This is a genomic window from Candidatus Blochmannia sp. SNP (genome assembly GCF_036549215.1).
Taxonomy (GTDB): Bacteria; Pseudomonadota; Gammaproteobacteria; order Enterobacterales; family Enterobacteriaceae; genus Blochmanniella.
In genome coordinates, this window is sequence record NZ_CP144371.1 from 395998 (window position 1) to 419587 (window position 23590).

Genomic DNA, 23590 nt, shown 5'->3' on the forward strand with positions numbered 1-23590 from the left:
AAGATTAAATATAATTTTTATTTTATTATATAAGTAAAAGTTAAATATTGAATTCTGCCCATACCGGGGCATGATCAGAAGGTTTACTCATACTGCGAATACTATAACTTATATCACTATTTTTACAATGATTTTTTAAAGAACAAGTTACTAATATTAAATCGATACGTAAACCACTATTTCTGTTAAATCCATTAGATTTATAACTAAACCAAGAATAACGTTCGTTTTTATGAGGGTGCATATTTCTATAAATATCTATTAATCCCCAGTTCATTAAATTATTTATCCATGTTCTTTCTTCTGGCAAGAAAGAGCATCGTCCTGATGAAATCCATTTTTTTTTATTCTTTTCACCAATACCAATATCAAAGTCTGTAGGACTGATATTCATATCACCCATAATTAGTAACAATGAATTATTGTGATAAGTGTGTTCTATATAGTTTTGAAAGTTTTTGTAAAAAAATTTTTTATACATAAATTTTTTAGTATTATTTTTATTTTCTCCTTGAGGGAAATAACCATTGATAATAGTTAATATGCCTATTGATGTCATAATATCAGCTATGATTATTCGTTTTTGAGATAAATGATCATCATTAGCAATTCCCCGGATCACGGTTAATGGAATCTGACGAAGAAGTAATGCAACACCATAGTATTTTTTTTGTCCATAATAGTATACGTGATAACCGTATTTTAAAATTTCTTTTATGGGGAAATAATCGTCATGTACTTTAGTTTCTTGTAGACCGATCACGTCAGGTTGTAACTGTAAGATAATTTCAGTTAACTGATGCATACGCGCACGTAGTCCGTTGACATTAAAAGAAACAAATTTCATATAATATTGATCCGTAAATTATTTATACGTATTATATATACAATATATTGTTTATTTATTAAGTATGGATATTCCATTGCAATCAATAAATAAATTTCATGAACTTATAATGAGGCATGTAACAGATAATTATTAATTATATCGATTAATCTTGAATTGATTTCAGTATATAATACTTTATTTCTAAAGTAACAGCTCGTATTTCAAAGATTGTGGACATTATATATAAATGTTTCTGTACAATGCAATAACGAGAACTAATTAAAAAAGAATTGTTGTATTTTAGTAAGTATATTTAGTTTAGAACAGTATTTGCATATTGTGATGAAATTTTTTCATTGTATTTCAATAAGTGGTTATGTTTTTGATTTTTTTTACGTATTTATTATATCTAGATAATTTCTTGATTAAAGTGATAACTACAGACATGATGATTATTTTTAGTAGTCATAAATTGAATGTTATTGATTTATAATTTTGCTACAAGTTTATATGGTGAATTTTTTGAATAATAATCAGTTATTTAAACTAAAAATTAGCATTGATTTAAGATTAATTTATTTATAAGTTTTATTATGTAAAAGGTTATTGTATATGCAATAGATATATTAGTAAGTGTTATAGTTGTGGAGATTTATATAGAAATAAGATTTTTTAGAAGATTGGTCGTCGTCTTTTGTAAAACAACTAAAGTTTTTTGGTTCTGTCAAAATAAAACAGTATCTTATGTTTTTTTTAAAAAATTTAAATATTTTTTTAATATGATATTAGTTAATGGTTGCATCGAATTTATTATATTCTTTTACGCATAAAATAGGGAATGTTCGTAACAATTGTTATTGCAAACACTTTAGATATCTATTAAATAATGTCATTAACTTTGATGATTGTAATAATTTTTAAACTTAAAATTTTTATTGGAATATATTAAAATACAATGATTGTTTATATGTATGATTTTTAAGTAACATTTATATTTATAATGTAAATTATAACATATTTGAAGCTTGTTTGTAGCACAAATCATAATATTATATTAAGTTGATAATGTTATAAAGTTATGTTGCAATTTTATATTTTTAGTTATTTAAAAAATTATTATGAAAAATAGAATGAGTAGTATGGTGTACATATTATGCCTTGTAGGTATGTAATTGAGAAAGTAGTTGTTTCATGAACATGACTCTTTAATTAATTTTATGTGCTATTTTATTGAATGTTTAAGAGCGAAGTAATTAAAGGAACAATAATTATCGTTTATTTTAATAACATATGCGTGGTAGTGTTTGTATTATTTCAAAAATTATTTTTAATCTCAGCACTGTAACTGATGCTAATGCGGTTGAGTTTTAATTTATTTAAGATTTATATTATATAGAAATATATAATCTTAAATAATTCAGATGATAGAGTTATAATTGATATTATAAGTGTTAAATAGATAATGAGATTTATCGAGAATACTGAAAATATAAGTGTATTTATATTCTATTCTATTAAAATATTATAATAGTTCAACATAAGGGTAACTGTTAAGTAATAATAAATATTTATTATTAGAATAATATTATTAATGATTGAAAAGTTTATTTGATTTGTATTTCAATTATTAAACTGTAAACAATACTGGTTGTTTTGAGAACGTGTTTAATAGTATTACATATATACAAAATAACATGTAATATAGGCTTATTAGCCTAATTATTAGATATTATTTTCTATGAAATAATTATAAATATTACGTGTTTTTATATTTATATAAAACAAAGAGCTTAGTAATATGATCAAAAGCCCTTTGACTTTACATTAAATATAAAATATAACAGTACTATCAATTATAGTAAAAAATCTTCCAACTTTTTCAGTTTTTCATCGATAGCTTTTTTAATAATTGAGGGTGTGCGTCCTTGTCCAGTCCAGGTTTTAATTTCACCATTTTTGTTGGTGTACTGATATTTTGCTGGGCGAGATGCACGTTTATTTTTATGAAATAATTTAGTAGTAGCGCTTAAATTTTGCAATAGTTCATTAGGGTCTATCCCATCAGCTATAAGCATATCCCGGTATTGTTGTAATTTTCGAGCATGTTCTTCTATTTCAGCTTGGGCTTGATTGTTTTCTTTTCGGCGCTCATTAACAATTATTTCTAATTTTTCTAACATTTCTTCTAATGTTTCAAGAGTATATTCTCTAGCTTGCGCTCGTAACGTGCGTATATTATTAAGAATTTTTAATGCGTCGTTCATTGATTTAATCTCAAATGTTATAAATAACAAATCTATTGATAAGGATAGAGCGCTAATTTATTTTCTGCAATACCTAGAGTGTTTTAATTTATAAAAAATTCTATGACATTGTGTGTCAACGGGTAATTATATATAGAGTCATAAATATAAGTAAAGTATTGTTGCATGTTATATTTTACTAAAAATATTTTGTTAATTTAATTAAATAAACTGATATATTTTTATAAAAAATTTTAACATTATGTAATTATTTAATTTAATAATTATTTTTTATTTGCAAGAATTTTAAATATAAATAATAGTTGTTTATTAAATTTTTTAGTTATTCTCATTAGAGATATATAATCTTTTAAGTATAGAGTATTTATTTACTTAAATTATTGTTTATATATAAAGTATAGAATGATTTTAAGGTATATATGTGGTATTGTAAAAATATTTATATTAGATAGAATCTAAAATTCATTACATTAAAATTAATGTGTATATAAAATATTTTTATTTATAAATTTCATGGATTAAATTAGGTTAATAAACTTAATTTTAACATAATAGAATTATATTATGTGAATAGTATTCAAATGCTGTGACTTAGATAGGATTTTAATTTATGGCGCAATTGTATTTTTATTATTCTGCAATGAATGCCGGAAAAACTACCGCATTATTACAATCTTCTTATAATTATCAGGAACGAGGAATGTGTACTGTGTTATATACCGCTGAAATGAATTATAAAAATTGTAGGCATGCAAAAATTAAGTCCCGTGTTGGATTGACTGCTTCTGCTAGAATATTTAATGTTAAAACTAATTTTTTTAATCAAATAGCAGCTATGTATCAGGATGATATAATACATTGTATATTAGTAGATGAGTGTCATTTTCTTAATCGTGATCAAGTGATTGATTTAGGAAAAATAGTAGATACATTAAATATTCCAGTATTGTGCTATGGGTTACGTACTGATTTCAAAGCTGATTTGTTTCCGGGAAGCTTGTGGTTATTAGCATGGGCGGACAAATTAATTGAATTAAAAACTATTTGTTATTGTGGACGTAAGGCTAATAGAGTTCTTAGAATTGACGATCAAGGTTTAGTAATACGAGATGGTGATCAAATATTAGTTGGAGGTAATAATCGTTATATTTCAGTATGTCGTAGGCATTTTTTAGAAAAATTTGAATTATCACTTGTATCTAATCAAAAGTATTCATCGAAATAGATAAAAAATATTTAGTTTTATCCGTATATATCTTAATAAATATATAAGTATTGAAAATATTTATATCTGTTATATTTTATTCTAAAAAGATATATTTTTGTGATATTAAAGATATTCTAACATTGGATTGAAAATAGATATTGATATGGATCATAGATTTATTAATTTTATTAATTTTTTATTTTATATTTAATATATTTTTATTATGACGTGTGTTGTGATTATTTATAACGCACGATGGTATATATTATGCGTTATATTTGGTTGTGTTATGTATATATAACAGAGTTAAGTGTTTTGTAATTAATTTAATATATGAAATTAAGCATAAGTGTTAAATTGATGGTATTGAGAGTGAGAGGAACAAATTTTTATTTATAGCATATAAATAGTTTTTATTATCTGTATAAATTAATTATAGTTATTAAGGTATTTTTGATAAAAATAAAAGAAATATGTAGTGTTACTAAATATTACCATCAGTATTTGTATTAGTTGATTTATATCAAATTGAGACATATTATTTGCATTGAGGATGAAAATTTTTATAATAAAGGACTTAGGAAATAAAATAAACGCTCAATAACTCGTTCCCAGTAGGGACGGTTAGCCCATGTTTGAGGATCAATTACTCTAGAATGAGAAATATAGTTTTGTTGTGTTTTTTCTAGTTCATCACTAAACTCTTGGCTATCAATGACTAAAGTAATCTCAAAGTTTAGCCATAGGCTTCGTGTGTCTAAATTTACAGTGCCTATCAGGCTTAATTGTTGATCAACTAATACGCTTTTTACGTGTAATAGTCCGTTTTGGAATTGATGTATTAAAACGCCAGCTTGCAATAACTCGCTAAAAAATGCTCTACTAGCCCAACTTACTAGTACAGAATCGTTGTGTTTCGGAATAATTATATGTACTTCCACTCCCCTTTGCGCCGCTGTACAAATAGCATGTAGTAAATCATCGCTGGGTACTAAGTATGGAGTAGTGATTATAAGTTTTTTTCGAGCTTCATATAATGATATTAGTAATATTTGATGAATTATTCCTTCTGGACATCCTGGTCCAGAAGGAATAATTTGAATGGTGTGGCCTGTTGGTATTAATTTGTGAGCTGCCACTATGTGAGTATTTAATAATACTGGTAATAATACATGTTGTCCTGTTTCAATTTCCCAATCAGAAGAAAATATTATACTCATAACTGAAGTTGCAGGTCCGTCTATTCTAACCATGATATCAATCCATTGTCCAATTCCTATATTTTTTTTAAATAACTGTGGATCTACCATATTCATACTGCCAGCATAAGCAATATGTTCATCAATCAATATCATTTTTCGATGTTGTCGTAAATCCATGCGTCGCAAAAAGATTCGTAGTAAATTTACATGTAGCGCTTCTACTACATTAACTCCAGCCTGTCGCATTATATTAGGATACGAACTGTTAAAAAAACTAGTGCATCCAGCAGAATCCAATATAATACGGCATTGGATACCTCTTTTAGCCGCTATAATTAATTTTTTTATAACATGATCTACTAATCCTCCCGATTCCCAAATGTAAAATACCATATCAATACTATTTTGAGCTAATTCAATATCTTTAATTAAAGAGGTAATAGCATCATTAGTTTTTTTAAATAGTTGTATTTTATTGCCTTTCAGCGCACCTATCCCTTGACGATGTTCACAAAGCTTAAATAACGATGAAGCAATTGCACTGTGTTCAGTTGAAAAAATATGTTTATAGGTTTTTAATATTTGTATGCGACGTACAGTAGATAACCATGCTATTCTACTTCTAGTAGATCGTTGTTTGCCAAGATTAGATTCTCCAAATAGCAGATATGTAATTATACCTATTAAAGGTAAAATGTAAATTACTAATAACCAAGCCATAGATGATGGGACTGCTCGACGTTTTATTAAGACTCGAAATGTAACTAGCGCGATTAACGACCAATAACTGCATAAAAAAATACAATTGAAAATGGTATACATCGCGATCATGATTATAATAAATCCTATTCAGAACGTTTGTGGAATATTTTTAACAAAAGGTTATTTGATTATTATTGAATATTTATTTTCTGACAAATCTTATAATTGTATAAGAGACCTACATATTTATAATAATCAAATTTTAATCGGTAAAATATATTGTGGTTAAATATTAATAAATTTGTATCAATAATATTGGTTCCGTTGCATTGTTTACAACCCATAAAACATATGATAATTGCATGAAATTTTTTTGCGTATTAAGTAAATAAATGGGTATTTTCATTATAAAATTAGTAATTATTGTTTATCAGTAACCAAAAATTTATTTATTATTAACGCTAAATTAGTATATAGTTAAAATTTAAAACTTGATATATGTGTTGAATTAAAATTTTTCGATTGTAATAATTATTATTGATTTTATTAATATTTTTTAGTAAAACATATTTACTTATTTAATAAATGTGAAAGAGTATTTTTAAAAAATTTAATGTATATTAAATGTAAATTTAAAATATCTTTAAAATATATATATATATATATATAAATATCATAAGAATGATCATATAAATAAATTATACACATTTAAGTGGATTTGAACTGAATACTATATGTATTACTGTTTTAACGTATGTGATGAAAGAAACATGCAAAATATAACTGTTGTTTTATGTATTATAAAGTGATTAAAAATTTTTTAAAAAATATTAAGGAGCATGATAGAGAATCATTTTTTGTATAAAAGAACAAATTATTTAATTTGCATAATGCAATATGGGTTTTTTAAAAAATTTAATTATAAATAATTATCGACGTACTTGGAATAAATTACATGTATCAATTTATTTTTGTGTTTTTTTATCATGTATAATACATATATTTATAATGAAAGTGTTATCGTGCCAATTTTCTCATGTTGTTAATAAGTCTATGTATATAGAAAAATCTAAAATATTTACACTATCGTTTCCGAAACCTGATCAGGTTCTTCAGGTTTCATTGGAAGAAAATCAGTCATTAAAACTGTTAAAAAAAAATGATAATAAGTCAAACTCAAAAACTATAATTCATCCAAAACAACAACAACAGATTGTAAGTAATTCTAAAAATATATTAAATTCTAATAAAAATTCTCCTGTAGTTAAAAAAAATAATATGAACATTTCAGAACCTACAGGACATTCTGTATCTTCTTTTAAAACAGATCGTAATCAGAGGAATTATGTATCTTCTTGTGTGATTAACCGTATGTATCCTGAATATCCTAATAAAGCAAAAATATTAGGTATAGAAGGAGTAGTTATCGTACAATATGATGTTAACATTGAAGGTAGAGTTGATAATGTACGGATATTATCAGCTGTTCCTGTTGGTGTGTTTGAAGAAAGCATTAGATCGACTATGCGTCGTTGGGTATATGAGAATAATAAACCAGAAAAAGATTTAATTATTACTTTTAAATTTTGTTTAAATTCTAGTAAAAATTTTAGTGATTGACATTATAATGGTTATATAGTTAGTATATTTGTATGTTTTTACATGGAATAAAATAGTGATTTAAATTGAGTCGATTTGTAACTATATATCTATAGGACGAGATTTTTAAATTAAAAATTAATAATATTTAATTGTTATCATTTTTATGAACATGATAATTTATGTTAGTTTAACGAGCATGTATAAACGATATAGATATATCAAAATAATTACAGATAATGCATTACTAAGGCTATTTACTAAAATTTTGGTAATGCATATCCAATAATCGTAATGATGGAATAAAATTAATATCAACATTGTTTTAATCAAAAACCATAGTAATATTGGTGGTGTAATTAAATGGAAATTACGAGAACTGATCTTTATACTAAGGCATATGGATTCCATAATAGGTAAATTATCAGTAATGATTATCACTGGAGTTAGACTTATAATAATAGCTAATAAAATACCTGGAATAATTGCTGTCATAAGCCCTAATTGTACAAATAATGTGGTATAAAAAATTAATAATAAAAATTTTGGAAAGATTAATATTGTTGATGTAATAATATTTCCTATGTTTAAATGTTGATTATTTTTGTTAGTGGTAGATATTAGATGTAACATAGTTAGTATACTTCCGAATAAAAAGGTACTACTCAACATTTTAGAAATACCATTAGCAGCAGATAATTTGAATAAAATGTATTGCTGATCTGCTGATAACTCTTTGATTACGTTGCGTAATCCTATTCCAATAAAATTATTCATGAATATAAGTTCTTCTTGTTTTGGCAACAAAACATAATCTAAACAAACTTGAATTAATGTTGTAATCAATATTAATATTGTAATATCAGTACAATAATTATGAATAAAATGGAATACATCTCGAGATAATTTAATTATCATAGTTTCTATAATTTTTCTCCAAAAATATTTTTAAATATAAAAAAATCATATTTTTTGAAATGAAATTAATGAGACATAATTAAGTTATTTTATAATCTTTAGTAGTATTAATAGTTTATAATAAACTGAGCATTTTTATTTTGATGTTTTATATTTCATATAGTTCATTTAATATTGTTGTTATTATACTATATTAGTAATGTTATGTAATAACATGTGTTAATTGATGTTAAGTGCTTGTTTTTATAAGAATTAAATGTACATCTCATATGTACATTTAATTCTTATAAAAACACATAGATATTTTCATTAGACGCACTAATTTTTTTAATTGTTTTAGCGCTAATTCTAGATTAGATATATTTTCTTCAATAATTCTTGCAATTTCAGAACCGGAAATAATTCCAGAGGTGCCTAATGATAATGATTCTTGAGCCTGCAGTGGTGTATGTATACCAAAACCTTGTAAGATAGGTATTTTTTTTTCTTGTTTTTGAATATATTGAATTAAATTCTGTAAAACAGTAGTGTTCATTGTTTTTTTATTAATTTCAATCCCAGTTACTCCGGGACGGGATACTAAATAGATATATCCGCATCCTTGTCTTGTAATGTTATGTATTAATTCTTCAGTAGCATTAGGTGGACAAATAAAAATATGTGCTATTTTATGTTGTATGGCAGCTTTATAAAATGGTAGGCTTTCTTCTATAGGAAGATCAGGAATTAGCACAGAATCTATATCTAGATCTGCGCAATGTGAATAGAAATTATTTATTCCATTTTTAAAAACTAAATTTGCATAGATTAATAGCCCGATAGGCAAATTTGGATATTTATTACGAATATTTCGTAATATGATAAAACAACGTGAAAAATTTATACTTGATTTGAATGCTCGTGCTATGCTTTTTTGTATTATAGGTCCATCTGATATAGGATCAGAAAATGGTATGCCTAGTTCTAATGCATCAGAACCTGATTCAATTAATGTATCTATAATATGCATAAAAGAAATAGCATTTGGATCCCCTACAGTAATAAAAGGTACAAATGCTCCTGATTTATTTTGATTTAAACGTGTAAATAGTTCTTGGTAACGATCCATTTTATGTCTCTTTTTGTTTTTGTAATACATTATTGACTGTATAAATATCTTTATCTCCGCGTCCAGATAAATTAACTACTAAAATTTGAGTTTTATTTGGTTGTTTTTGAATTATTTTTAGCGCATGCGCTAAAGCGTGAGCGGATTCTAGGGCTGGGATTATTCCTTCATGAGCAGATAATTGCTTAAAAGCTGCTATAGCTTCTATATCATTAACAGATACATATTTCACTCGACCAGTTTGTTTTAGGTAAACGTGTTCTGGTCCAACAGATGGGAAATCGAGCCCAGCAGAAATAGAATAGGAATTTTTTATTTGTCCATCTGAAGACTGTAGGATTGAGGTTTTCATACCAAAATAAATTCCTATGTTTCCATGTTGTAGAGTAGCGCCATGATATTTAGTATTTGTTCCTAAACCTCCAGCTTCTACGCCTAACAACTGTACTGATGGTATATCAATAAAATCAGAAAATATTCCGATAGCATTAGATCCTCCTCCTACGCAAGCAATAATTGAATCTGGTAAACACTGTTCATGTATTTGTATTTGTTTGTATGTTTCTTTTCCAATAATACGTTGAAATTCTCTAACAATTGTGGGAAAAGGATGAGGGCCAGCAGCTGTACCGAGCATATAATGAGTGTATTCGTAAGTTTTAGACCATTCTCGTATAGCTTCGTTACAAGCATCTTTTAAGGTTCCAGATCCATGATGCACTGGGATCACTTGTGTACCCATTAATTGCATTCTTAAGACATTGAGTTCTTGACGTTTTATATCTTTAGATCCCATATAAATACGACACTTTAATCCTAAAAGAGACGCTGCAATAGAGACAGCGACCCCATGTTGTCCAGCACCAGTTTCAGCAATTATTTCTTTTTTGCACATACGTTTAGCTAATAAAGCTTGTCCTAATACTTGGTTAGTTTTATGAGATCCTCCATGTAATAAGTCTTCACGTTTTAAATAAAGTTTAGCGCGAGTTCCTTTTGTTAAGTTTCTACATAATGTTAAAGGGGTGGGTCGACCGGCATAATGATTTAAAAGATATTTAATTTCTTTTTGAAAATCAGGATCATTTTGAGCTGATATAAATGCTTCCTCTAATTGAGCAAGAGCTGGTATTAGAATTTGTGGTACATACATACCTCCAAATTCACCAAAATAAGACTGTAATTTTATCATATTAATTGTATTTGGTTCCTTTAATTATTTTAAATATATTGATTGTTTAATAAGAGCTTAGTATTTGAAATATTTTTATAAGCTTATTATGATTTTTGATGCCTGGTCTAATTTCAACTCCGGAATTAAAATCTAAACCTAGACAACCTATACGTGCTGCTTTTGTACAATTACTTATTGTTAATCCTCCTGCTAAAATTACTTTTTCTAGTTGCATATTAGAAAGAAGTGACCAATCAAAAGTTTGTCCACTACCTCCGCCATTATCTACCAAATAGCGGTCCACGTTTAGTATATTACACGACAATAAAGGTCTATGGTTCATATTAATACTTTTCCATATATGACATGTAATCGGTAGTTGTTTTCGTAAAATATTAATATAGTCCTGATTTTCTGTTCCATGTAGTTGTACTGCTGATAGGTTTAATATGTTTACTATATTGATAATATAAGAAATAGTAGCATTACGAAAGACACCAACATAACTTAAATTTTTTACGTTGGAAATAATATGTTGTGCAGTAATGATATTAATATAGCGAAGTGAAGTAGAAATAAAAATTAATCCTCCATATATCGCTCCTAACTTATTAATAATATATGCATCGCTAACTCGTGTTAGCCCACATATTTTATTTTCTCCTAAAATTAATTTTTTTACCGCTGTATCAATGCGTGGTTGAGACATTAATGTTGTCCCGATTAAAAATCCATCGACATATTGTCTAAGCTTTCTGATTTGACAATAATTATTAATCCCAGATTCGCTAATTATTGTTATTGTATTGGGTATATTTTTACTGAGAGTGATAGTACGATTTAGATCAATGGAAAGATCATGTAGATTACGATTATTTATACCAATAACTTTAGCCCCTAAATATTTAGCGCGTTTTAATTCATTTTCGTTTACTATTTCTGTCAATATACCCATACATAACGTATGAGCTATTTTAGCTAATTTTTTATAAGTTGCATCATCTAAAATTGATAGCATTAATAAAATGGCATCAGCTTGATGTAATCGTGCAAAATAGATTTGCCATTCTGAAATAAAAAAGTCTTTACATAATATTGGTTGCTCTACAATTTCACTCATTTGGTATAAAACATCAAAATTTCCATGAAAATATTTATCGTCAGTTAGTACTGAAATAACTGAAGAATATTTTTTATAAGTTTGGGCTATTTGGATAGGATTGAAATTATTACAGATAATACCTTTAGAAGGGGATGCTTTCTTACATTCTAATATAAATACTGTTTTTTTTTTATTAGATACGGCGTGATAAAAATTACGATTGCTTATTTGTATTTTATTTTTTAAAGTATGTAACGGGTGTTGTTTTTTTTGTTTAGTTATCCATATTTTTTTATATGATAAAATTTCATCGAGTATTGTGTGTTGCATGATTTTATATCCTATTTTTTGATAAAGATAACAAACGAGCGTAAGGAATACCATGGTGTATTTTGTCTAGAGCTAATCGTGTGTTAGCACGTAAATTATCATATCCAAATAATTTTAATAATAATGCTACATTGGCTGCTATTACAGAAGAATGTGCAGGTTCTCCTTTTCCTCTTAGTAAATTAATCATATATTCATGAGCTTGGTTTCTTGAATGGCAGCATAGTGTTTCTATTGGGTAGGAGTCTAATCCAAAATCTGATGCTGTTAAAACATAGTTATTTATTGTATTATTGTGTAGTTCTGCTATATGAGTAGGGGCATGCAATCCTACTTCATCTATTCCTCCACAATGTACTACTATTGCGTGATCATATTTAAGTAGTTGCAGCACTTGAATCATAGGTGATAATAATTCTTTTTTGTATACACCAATTAGTGTCAATGAAGGCTTAGATGGATTAATTAATGGCCCTACTATATTAAATAGTGTGGGAGTTTTTAATTGTTTGCGTATAGGCATTATGCGAGATAATACTTCGTAGTATTGAGGAGCATATAAAAAACATATACCTAGTTCGTCAAAATTTTTACGTGATTGTTGCACATCATTTTTTATATGTAAATTATATTTTTCTAAAAAATCCATTGATCCTGTTAGACTAGATATACTGCAATTGCCGTGTTTAATAATTTTTGCGCCGCAAGTTGAAGCAACAATAGCACTTGCTGTAGAAATATTAATAGTATTACTGTTATCTCCTCCAGTTCCTGTGATATCTGCAAATAAGTTATTTGGACGTGGGAAAGGTTTAGCATGAGTTAATAATATATTTACAGCGCCTATGATTTCTTCAGATGTTTCTCCACGTGTTTTCATGCTAATCAGTGCAGATGCTATTTGTATAGAAGATAATTTTTCTGTTATTATATTATGAAATAGTTTTTCACTTTGCTCTTGGTTGATGTTCTGACCTCGATATAAAGTTTCTAGGATATTTTGCATATTATTTATTTCTTCCTTGCGATGAATATTTTGCCCAAGTAATAGTTTGCTTAATGAGTTGTGTGCCGTGAGTAGTTAAGATAGATTCAGGATGAAATTGAAATCCACAAATTCGATCAGAATCATTACGTACTGCCATTGCTATATTCTTGTTGTAATAGGCATTAATTTTTAAATTATTTGGTATATAATTACCTATTAGTGAGTGGTATCGTCCTACTAGAAAGGGATTTGGTATATTAGAAAACATAGCTAAATTATCATGGTATATTAAAGAGGATTTTCCATGAAAAATTTTTTTTGATTGAGATATACGCCCTCCATAAAATTCTATGATAGCTTGATATCCCAGACAAATTCCGATAATTGGGATTTGTCTAATTAGTTGTTTTATTAACTGAGTCATGCACCCAGCTTTATTGGGTGATCCAGGGCCTGGTGATAACATCAAAATTGGGTTTATCATATTCGATAGAGTATTTATAATTATTGATATTGGTAATTGATTAGCATACACCAATACTTTGTGTCCGTCGTTACGTAACTGATCTACTAAATTATACGTGAATGAGTCAATGTTATCTAGTAATACTATGTTGCTCATTTGTTAAAATAGCTCCTTGGAAGCATGTGCTATAGCAATGGCGCGTAAAACAGCTCGTGCTTTATTACGACTTTCGTCTGCCTCTGATTGAGGTATGGAATCTATCACTACGCCAGCGCCTGCTTGCACTGTAGCTATTTGATTTGTAACATAAGCCGATCGTATAATAATGCATGTATCTAAACTTCCAGAACCAGTTAAGTACCCAATAGCGCCACCATAAGTATTACGACGCGTACCTTCTACTTCGTAAATAAGTTGCATAGCTCGAATTTTAGGTGCTCCAGTTAATGTACCCATATTCATACATGCCCGATAGGCATGTAATACATCAAGATCATGGCGTAATTCACCTACAACTCTCGACACTAGATGCATAACAAAAGAATATCTATCTACTTTTAATAAATCAGCTACATACCGACTACCCGCTTTGCAGACACGTGCTAGATCATTTCTTGCTAAATCTACTAACATTAAATGTTCTGATAATTCTTTATGATTTAGTCGCATCTCTAATTCTATTCGGTTATCTGAATCTGTATCTAATGATCCGTCAATATGATAAGTTCTAGCTCGTGTCCCAGCAATGGGATAGATTTCAATTTGTCGAGTATCTGCATTATATTTTAAAGAACTTTCTGGAGAAGCTCCAAAAAGTGTAAATATCATGTCTTGCATAAAAAACATGTAAGGACTGGGGTTGTTAGCTTTTAATATATGGTATGCTGCTAATGGTGAGGGGCATGGAAGAAAAAAACGTCGTGAAGGAACAGCTTGTAAAATTTCTCCTTGACGTATAGCTCGTTTTATTTTACGTATAATTTGTTTATATTTTTCGTCGCTTGGATTACAGTGTAGTGTCATATTGTGTACTTTTTGATATGGAATAGTTTGAGGTGTTTGGTTGAGTTGGGTTTTTAATTGATTCATTCTAGTTTTTAATCTATTTTTTTCTAAAGTGTTTGAACTAAATAAAGTACTTTGCAATGAAGCAGTATGTTGTTGATGATCAAAAATTAATAATGTTTCAGCTAAGTAGAAACAGTAGTCTGGACATGCATAAGAAGTATTAATTAATTTAGGAAAAGATTCAAAACAAGATATTAAATCATAAGAAAATAAGCCGCCTAAAAATATGGCTTTAGGAATATTTTTAAGTGGTTGTGTTATCATTAATAATGATCGTAAACAGTCAAATATTGAAATTGATCGCAAACGTGTATCTTCATCGATCATTGTTTGTATTGGAGGGAATATCAATTTTATTTTATCAATAGTTTTGTTAATTTTTACTTGTACTGGGAAAGTTCTCCCTAGTAATGGGAGTAAACTTGCACCATTTTTAGTGAGAGCTTGTATGGTGACATTTGCCCCGTAGGCGGTAATACGTAAGGCGCTATCAATAATCATCATGCTTTCTATGTTATGTTTTTTGTTAATTTCTGATGATTCTAATAATAATGTCGAATTACGGTTATTACATAATTGGTTAAAGACCGCCGTAGGATTGGAATGGTAGCGTACTTGAATATTTAAACATTCTATATGAATTTTTTGAAATTCCATTATTTAATTGTTCCAGTTATTTATTAAGACCTCATATATATTAACGGTTTGATTGAAATATTTTCAAGCATATTAAATGTTTTAAATAACTGTTTAATTGCTATTAAATGGTTAGGTAAGCAGAATATTCAGTTTTGTCTTAATATGATTAAGTATCTACTTTATAAAGATATGAATACGATTTATCTTAGTATCACTATCTTTTTTTTAAATGTCAAATAACAATAATTTTAAAGATAGAAAAAACTACTTATTGAATATAATTGTTTATGTATTATTACAGTAAGTAATTATATGTTGTGGTTTTGTTTATAGTATAATTATTTTGATAAACATAAATACGAAATTATGTTGAATTATTTTAATAATACATATTATTACATTTCATAAAAATATTGAAATAAAAAATCATAAACATATGAAAATTTCTACTTATACTATATATATTTTCGATTATGTAAGTCTATGTTGTATATAAATCATTGTTATTTTTTGGTTTTGTATAAATTGAGTTGTAATTATTATTTAATTTTGAACTAAATATTATATAGTTCTGTTTTAGTTAATGGTATAACTAAGAAGTGAATAAATACTAAAATAAAGCATTAATAAATAGGTATTATAATTTTATTTTTATTTTTTATAAGTTTAGTATTAATTAAATAATGTTTATATAATTATAAAGAGGTATAATAATAGTTAATTAAAATTCAATAAAAGTCTTTATGAGTGTGATTAAATTTAATTTATATATATATATATATATATATATTTAACAAATTTTAGATTGTTACATGTTTATCTAAATTTTGGGATTGAGTCTAATTATGAAATAGTTGTATATTTATATATTTAATTCAAATTAAGTATATAATTAAATACAGTTTGAAAAAATTATATTTTATATTGAAAAAATGAAATTAATATGTTTGTTTTTATTTTTTCTTATATGTATGCGAAAATTTATGGAGAGTTGATAGATAAATTTTTTTTAACAAATGTTAATTATTACTTCATTTAAAAGTAATTTTTTTGAATATTAAGAATATATATTACAGGTGTGATGTATTTATTGAAAATATGAGGTATTCTAAATTAGTTATATAAAATAATGATTAATAATAATAATCATAAACAATCTATAATAATTATCGCCATTAATTATTATAGATTGTTTATGATTTGTTAGTTTTTAAATGTAGATCATTTGTATAGAAATATATGACAAATACGTTGATTTAAAATAAACAAAGTTGATGGTACATCAAATATGGGATACAATACTTATTTTACATAACAAAATAAGCTATTAGAAGTCATTATGGTGTTTGAGATATGTATTGATTAATAGGGGTTATTATAGATAAAATGTCTTTTATTTTTATTTTAATGAGTAATTTCAGTAGATGTGTGGAATAAGTATCTATTTTGGAATGGAGTCGTGTTGGATTTATTGAGTATTCTAAGATATTAATTAAAGTGTAGATTATTTTTATAGTATTGAATATATTTTTCAGATAAAATTATGTAGTATATATATGTAATATAGTAAAGAATTTATATTTTATTAGATAAATGAAACGAAATGTAAATATATAATCATTGCGTTTAAATATAAAAATAAAGCTCCATGATATATGGAACTTTATTTCATTTATTTTAGTAGAGTAGAGTGTAAGATCGGTTAATGATAGAGGTTATGCTTATATTAAGGTATGTATGATGCCATTAGCTATCGCTAGATACATTGGGCGTTAATTATATCAATAAATATTTTTAAAAATATTGATTAATTTATTATTTAAAAGTTTATATTTGTAATATTACTTATTTTAAATTGGGTTGTATGTGTCTTAAGCAGTATAAAATTAAAAAAGTTAATTATGAAAGTTTTTATAATTAATCAATATAATTTAACCCTATACTAACAATATATAATATATATTGTTAGTATAATTGCATATATTTTGGTCTAATTTTAGACATGGTTAATTGATAGTTTAGTATTATAAATAGAATTTATAATTAAAAAAATTTTTTTAAAGATTAATTTTTCATTAAATTTTTACATATAAAAAGTGTAATCAATGTAGATTGATATGGGGAGAATATAATTTATTTATTTTATGAATAAAAGGCAATAAGTATTTAATCGTATATTGATTAAATTTGAATAATTAATATTTTATTTGATAAATTTTAAAAATTATAGAACCAAGATTTTTTGATTAATTTTATGTAGATGAAAGGAAATAATTTTTATATAAGGAATTAAATTAAATATTAAAAACATAAATAGTTTATAATAATAGATTATTCATGTCTATTAAAATAGGTAAATTTTTGGAATTATTAAGTATAATTTAACAGTTTTTTGAAATGTAGTGTGTCAATATGAGCAATGTAAATACACAATTATATTTTCTATGGTTATAGTATATTATTTATATCAATTCATGTATGAATTGATATAAATAATATACTATGATGGGGCTAGTTTAGCTTATTTTGATAACACTATATAATAATTAATATTTAATTGTATTGAGTTTTCTTATTTCTGATTAGTTATTAATAAGTGTCCTAATTTAGATGCTTTAGTATCTAAATATCTAGAATTTTCTGGGTTTCTTCCTACTATTAACGGAATTCGTTCTGTGATGTTAATACATGATGTATTTAAAATTTCTACTTTTTTTGGATTATTTGTTAAAATACGTATTTTTTTTACGCATAATAATTTTAAAATATCTGCACAAATAGTGAAGTCTCGCTCATCAGGAGCAAATCCTAGACATTGGTTTGCTTCTACTGTGTCAGCTCCGCTATCTTGTAATGCATACGCACGAATTTTATTTAACAATCCTATGTTGCGTCCTTCTTGCCGATGATAGATTAAAATACCACGTTTTTCTTCTGTAATACAATGTAATGCTGTTTTTAATTGAAATCCACAGTCACAGCGTGAACTAAATAAGGCGTCACCTGTTAAGCATTCAGAATGTATTCGTGTTAATACTGGATCTGATCCAGTGATATCTCCGTATATTAATGCGACATGATTATGTCCGGTGAATTTTTCTTCAAATCCTACTACTAAAAAATTGCCCCAAATTGTTGGTAATTTTGCTTCTGTTACACGCTTAAGTCGCATATTTGTTACCTCTTTAAAGATGTAATCAATAATATTTGTTTTTTATTAAAGAATAGATGGTTTCTTAGCAGTCGTATCAAAGTGAAAAAATATGTCATATTATATGATATCTGTATTATGGTTATTTGTAGTACAATATATTTTTAGTTAAAAATGAATCATTCAGTGTATATGATAATGGTATTATGGATACGTGTAATTACTAAAGTTTATTATGATAAACATCATATTGTTTTATTTATATAAAATATCTATAAATTGATATGAATATTTTATTGTCAGTGATTTTTGTTAAAACTATATGTAAAAGATAGTATTAATTAAACAATAAAAATTATATTATACAATTATAAATATTAATATCTTTTTATAAATTATAAAATTATAATAATGGAATATTCTGAATAGAACTTATGAATATTTATTATAGACTGTTAATTTAGGATAAATTTTTTTAATATATATATAAGTAATACGTAATAATTGGTATTTATTTTTAGTTTTAGTTGCAGCTTTTAACTGTAGATTAAAATAAATACTTTGATATTTAATTATATTTTTAATAAGAGTAAATATTATTAATACCTACAGTATATCATATGTATTTTAATTTTGTTTTGATATATAAATTAGTGTAGTAATCAGTGAAAACAGATAATATTTACATTTCAATTATATGATACGATCATAATTTTTAATATTTTATTTTTGTGTTTTATATCTTATTATTATTATTATAAGATATAAACGTATAAAAATTGTAAAAGATAAATAAATAAAATTATTAATTTTTATATTTTTATAAAATAAATTAAATATAACTGTACAGATATTAAATATACATTTAATTATACGAATAAAATGATAACAATATTCGATAATATTTTATTATTAGATAATTTATTATGAGATTTATATAAACAAATAGAATAAAGATGTTGTATATATATTATATATATAATGATTTCAAAAAAAAATAATTTTTAATAATGATAGCAAAGTTGTTATAAATTATTTAACAACTGTGGCTAGTTGTGTAACACTACGATAGTTATAAAATATATTATGAATTGATATATGTAGAGACGTAGTATAATTACGTATATCAATAATATATTTCATGTGTCAGTTAGTATAGGCAGTTGGTTAGAAAATAAATCTAATGTAGTTAGTTAAATTTTGGTGAATAAATTGATTAGTGTACATGGAGTATTTTAAACTTTAATTATCAGTTATAGTGTGATTTAATCATTTATTTAAATATAGGATTTTTAGAAGATATTTTATAAATTAATGTATTTAGATAAAAGTAAATGATTCAAACATAATTACAATAATAACGAATAAATTTTAATATATTTAATCATACTACATTTTTTGAAAATTAGAGTTGTTTATGATTAAGTTATATGGTCTATTTAATTTTTTATGATGGAAATATTTTAATATTTTTTAATGTTGTGTATTCAATTATACAAATATTTATACATATTTAGTTTTATATCGCTATAATAGTAGCGTTTTTTAATTTTTTATAAATATTTCAATGCTTAATTTATATAATTAAGAGTAAAAATAATTGTATAAAGTAAAACAATGGTTGTTAGATTAATTTTAAATGATTTTTGTATTGAACATATTTTAATTGTTATTACAATAAACTGTTATAGTTTGGAGATGCAAGTATGGCGTTACTTAGTAATAAACGGATTTTAATTACTGGAATGGCTAGTCATCGCTCAATAGCCTATGGTATTGCTCAGGCTTTATATAGAGAAGGAGCCGAATTAGCTTTTACTTATCATACCAATAAATTAAAATTAAGAGTACAAGATTTGTCTAAAAATTTTGGTTCTGATATTATATTACCATGTGATGTATCTGAGGATTTTTATATAGATCAATTATTTATTGAATTGAAAAAAAAATGGTTAACTTTTGATGGGTTTGTTCATGCGATAGCATTTGCTCCTACTGAACAGTTGCAAGGTGATTATATTGATACTGTTACTCGTGAAGGTTTTGCGTTATCTCATAGTATCGGTTCTTATAGTTTTGTGGGAATAGCTAAAGCATGTAGAAATATGTTAAATGATAAAGCATCTTTAGTTACGTTGACTTATTTGGGATCTATGCGTGCTATACCTAATTATAATGTAATGGGATTAGTTAAAGCTTCGTTAGAAGCTAATACTCGTTATATGGCTAATGCTATGGGACCAGAAGGAATTCGTGTTAATGCTATTTCTTGTGGGCCTGTGCGTACTTTAGCTTCTTCTGGTATTAAGAATTTTAAAAAGATGTTATCATCCTTTCAGAGGCAATCACCTATGCGTCGTAATATTTCTATAGAAGAAATTGGAAATGTTGCGGCATTTTTGTGTTCTAATTTATCATCTGGAATTACTGGGGAAATAATTTATGTTGATGGTGGGTTTAATATTGTTTCCGCTATAGGTGATGAAAAATGACTTATATAAATAATGGTGGATTGTCTTGAATGAAATCTTCATATATATATATATATAATTTTTTTTATAAGAAGAATGTATATGAAGTTATTATTTGTAAAGAGTTTTAGGTTATGGCGTTTTGCATTAGAATATAGTATAAATTTTAAATTTTTAATAAATAGCATTAAAAATATTTAACAATTTTTAATGCTAGAGATCCGTAAATAATAATAGGATATATAAAAATATGCAATATCATATTATACCAGTTACTTCTTTTAATCAAAATTGTTCGATAATTTGGTGTGAAATAACACATGAAGCGGCTTTGGTAGATCCTGGAGGAGACACTAATAAAATACGATCAGAGGTGAATAATTTAGATGTAAAGATAGTTAAAATTTTATTAACTCACGGCCATATTGATCATGTAGGTAGCGCGGTTGAATTAAAGGAATATTATAGTGTTCCAATAATAGGACCAAACAAAGCTGATCAGATATTGTTGGATAGTTTAGTTCTTCAATGTAATATGTTGGGTGTGGATGTTCCTAATAATACTGTTACAGTTGTTCCAGATTTTTGGTTAAAAGATGGTGATATGGTACAAGTAGGGTATGAAATTTTTAATGTGTTGCATTGCCCTGGGCATTCTCCAGGTCATGTAGTATACTGGAACAAAATACAGAAATTTATAATTATGGGGGATGTATTATTTAAAGAAAATATTGGTCGCACAGATTTGCCAGGGGGGGACATTAAAACTTTAATTAATTCTATCAAGAACAAATTATTTTTATTGGGAGATGACATTACCTTTTTACCGGGTCATGGTGCCCAATCTACGATTGGGCACGAGCGTTTAAATAATACTTTTGTAGGTATTATACGATAGATAAGATTTATTTCGTTACAGTATAATATAGCAATAGCCACAATATATAGTATGCGCATAAAATAGATCTTAGTATTTACAAATATTTTGTCTATTAAATTATAGGTTTTTTATTTAGATATAGTTACATTTCATTCAGAGTTTTAATAATAGATCTACATACATAAACAATATTATCATTTGATAATCCAGCTAAATTAATTCTACCAGCACCTACTAGGTATACTCCGAATTTATTTCGTAATTTCATTACTTGATTTTCATTTAATCCTATAAAAGAAAACATTCCACATTGGTTTTTAATAAAACTGAAGTCTATATTTTCATTATTATTTTTTAAAGTATTAAAAAATAATTTTCGCATATAATTAATATGTTCTCGCATATTTTTTAGTTCTTCTTCCCATATATCGCGCAAGTTTTTATTGTTTAATATTAAAGAAACAATAGATGCACCATGAGCTGGTGGGTTAGAGTAATTACCGCGAATGATGACACGCAATTGACTTAACACTCGATTTGAATCATCGTTATTGTTAGTTATTATAGTACATGCTCCTATTCTTTCATTATATAATCCGAAATTTTTTGAATAAGAATTGCATACTATCAATTCTGCATTTTTTTTACAGAAAACATATAATCCTGCGATATCTTCTTTCAATCCACGGGAAAATCCCTGATAAGCTAGATCAAATAAAGGCAGCCATCCGTTTTTTTCCGATAATTCTGATAGAATATTCCATTGTTCAATGTTAGGATCGATACCTGTAGGATTATGGCAGCAACAATGAAATAATACCACATCATTAGGTTTAACATTTTTTAAACTTGAATATAATTCATCAAAATTTAGTGAATGAGTTATATTATTATAATAAGGATAGGTACATATTTCCAATCCTGCGGCGAGAAAAATATTTTTATGATTTACCCAACTGGGAGAGCTTATCCATATGCGTTTGGATTTAGTATTTTTTACTATAAATTCAGCTGCTATACGTAATGCACCAGTCCCTCCAGGTGCTTGAACGGTTCTTATGCGTTCTTTTGAAATAACAGAGCTATTATTATCATCATCATTTACTCCAAATAATAAACACTGAGTAGCTGTATTAAAGGAATGCATGCCTTCTATGCTGAGATAATTTTTAGTGGTTTCATGTTTTAATAACCATTCTTCAGCTTGTTTAACGCTAGCTAAAACAGGAGTATTTTTAATTTTATCAATGTATACGCCTATACCTAGATTTATTTTGTGTTTTCGTTTGTCAGCATCGTAAATTTCTGATAAACCAAGAATTGGATCGGCAGGTGCCATTGTAATAGATTTAAACATAACGTACGTCCACATTCGTTGTAATTATGCAGGATTCCCTATTTATATCAAAACTATTATTTTTTTCCAACTATTAATATTACATTTTTTAATTAAAATGCGAAATATAATGAATTCTATAGTTTTAGATATCTA

General features: G+C 26.1%; 16 protein-coding genes. 4 read left to right on the plus strand and 12 right to left on the minus strand.

The window, feature by feature from the left end; translation table 11 throughout:
• Positions 1–40: 40 nt before the first annotated feature.
• A complete protein-coding gene (xthA, locus tag VOI34_RS01630; RefSeq protein WP_331828144.1) occupies positions 41–847 on the minus strand; it encodes an exodeoxyribonuclease III in 807 nt (268 codons plus the stop codon).
• Between the two features lie 1835 nt (positions 848–2682).
• Complete coding sequence (hns, locus tag VOI34_RS01635) at positions 2683–3093, minus strand: histone-like nucleoid-structuring protein H-NS (RefSeq protein ID WP_331828145.1); 411 nt, start codon at positions 3091–3093, stop codon at positions 2683–2685.
• A 610-nt stretch (positions 3094–3703) separates the two neighbouring features.
• Here hns and VOI34_RS01640 point away from each other — a divergent pair.
• Positions 3704–4318 (plus strand): thymidine kinase, encoded by a 615-nt coding sequence (locus VOI34_RS01640; RefSeq protein WP_331828146.1) that lies wholly within the window; start codon positions 3704–3706, stop codon positions 4316–4318.
• Between the two features lie 545 nt (positions 4319–4863).
• On the opposite strand, the gene cls is transcribed toward VOI34_RS01640, so the two are convergent.
• Positions 4864–6333 (minus strand): cardiolipin synthase, encoded by a 1470-nt coding sequence (cls, locus tag VOI34_RS01645; RefSeq protein ID WP_331828147.1) that lies wholly within the window; start codon positions 6331–6333, stop codon positions 4864–4866.
• A gap of 879 nt (positions 6334–7212) precedes the next feature.
• Between cls and VOI34_RS01650 the strand changes: the two genes are divergently transcribed.
• A complete protein-coding gene (locus VOI34_RS01650; RefSeq protein ID WP_331828148.1) occupies positions 7213–7824 on the plus strand; it encodes a TonB family protein in 612 nt (203 codons plus the stop codon).
• A 159-nt stretch (positions 7825–7983) separates the two neighbouring features.
• Here VOI34_RS01650 and VOI34_RS01655 read toward each other — a convergent pair whose 3' ends face one another.
• The 8 genes from VOI34_RS01655 to ribA form a co-directional block, all read right to left on the minus strand.
• Positions 7984–8721, minus strand: a complete 738-nt coding sequence (locus tag VOI34_RS01655; protein WP_331828149.1) for a YciC family protein — start codon at positions 8719–8721, stop codon at positions 7984–7986.
• A 277-nt stretch (positions 8722–8998) separates the two neighbouring features.
• Positions 8999–9829 (minus strand): tryptophan synthase subunit alpha, encoded by an 831-nt coding sequence (trpA, locus tag VOI34_RS01660; RefSeq protein WP_331828150.1) that lies wholly within the window; start codon positions 9827–9829, stop codon positions 8999–9001.
• Between the two features lies 1 nt (position 9830).
• Complete coding sequence (gene trpB / locus VOI34_RS01665) at positions 9831–11021, minus strand: tryptophan synthase subunit beta (RefSeq protein WP_331828151.1); 1191 nt, start codon at positions 11019–11021, stop codon at positions 9831–9833.
• A gap of 46 nt (positions 11022–11067) precedes the next feature.
• The gene (trpCF, locus tag VOI34_RS01670; RefSeq protein ID WP_331828152.1) at positions 11068–12435 is read right to left on the minus strand and encodes a bifunctional indole-3-glycerol-phosphate synthase TrpC/phosphoribosylanthranilate isomerase TrpF; all 1368 of its coding nucleotides are present in this window, start codon (positions 12433–12435) and stop codon (positions 11068–11070) included.
• 4 nt (positions 12436–12439) lie between these two features.
• Positions 12440–13441, minus strand: coding sequence for an anthranilate phosphoribosyltransferase (gene trpD / locus VOI34_RS01675; protein ID WP_331828153.1), 1002 nt, complete (start codon positions 13439–13441; stop codon positions 12440–12442).
• Position 13442: 1 nt separating this feature from the next.
• Positions 13443–14045: an aminodeoxychorismate/anthranilate synthase component II gene (locus VOI34_RS01680; protein ID WP_331828154.1), complete on the minus strand. Its 603-nt coding sequence runs from the start codon at positions 14043–14045 to the stop codon at positions 13443–13445.
• Between the two features lie 3 nt (positions 14046–14048).
• Positions 14049–15614: an anthranilate synthase component 1 gene (locus VOI34_RS01685; RefSeq protein ID WP_331828155.1), complete on the minus strand. Its 1566-nt coding sequence runs from the start codon at positions 15612–15614 to the stop codon at positions 14049–14051.
• A gap of 2554 nt (positions 15615–18168) precedes the next feature.
• The gene (gene ribA, locus VOI34_RS01690) at positions 18169–18768 is read right to left on the minus strand and encodes a GTP cyclohydrolase II (RefSeq protein WP_331828156.1); all 600 of its coding nucleotides are present in this window, start codon (positions 18766–18768) and stop codon (positions 18169–18171) included.
• Positions 18769–20453: 1685 nt separating this feature from the next.
• Here ribA and VOI34_RS01695 point away from each other — a divergent pair.
• Both VOI34_RS01695 and VOI34_RS01700 read left to right on the plus strand, forming a co-directional pair.
• Positions 20454–21239 carry an enoyl-ACP reductase FabI gene (locus VOI34_RS01695; protein ID WP_331828157.1) on the plus strand — a complete coding sequence of 262 codons (786 nt, stop codon included), beginning with the start codon at positions 20454–20456 and terminating at the stop codon, positions 21237–21239.
• A 229-nt stretch (positions 21240–21468) separates the two neighbouring features.
• Complete coding sequence (locus VOI34_RS01700) at positions 21469–22116, plus strand: MBL fold metallo-hydrolase (RefSeq protein WP_331828158.1); 648 nt, start codon at positions 21469–21471, stop codon at positions 22114–22116.
• Positions 22117–22240: 124 nt separating this feature from the next.
• Here the strand turns inward: VOI34_RS01700 and VOI34_RS01705 are convergent, their stop codons facing one another.
• Positions 22241–23455, minus strand: a complete 1215-nt coding sequence (locus VOI34_RS01705) for an amino acid aminotransferase (protein ID WP_331828159.1) — start codon at positions 23453–23455, stop codon at positions 22241–22243.
• Positions 23456–23590 lie beyond the last annotated feature (135 nt).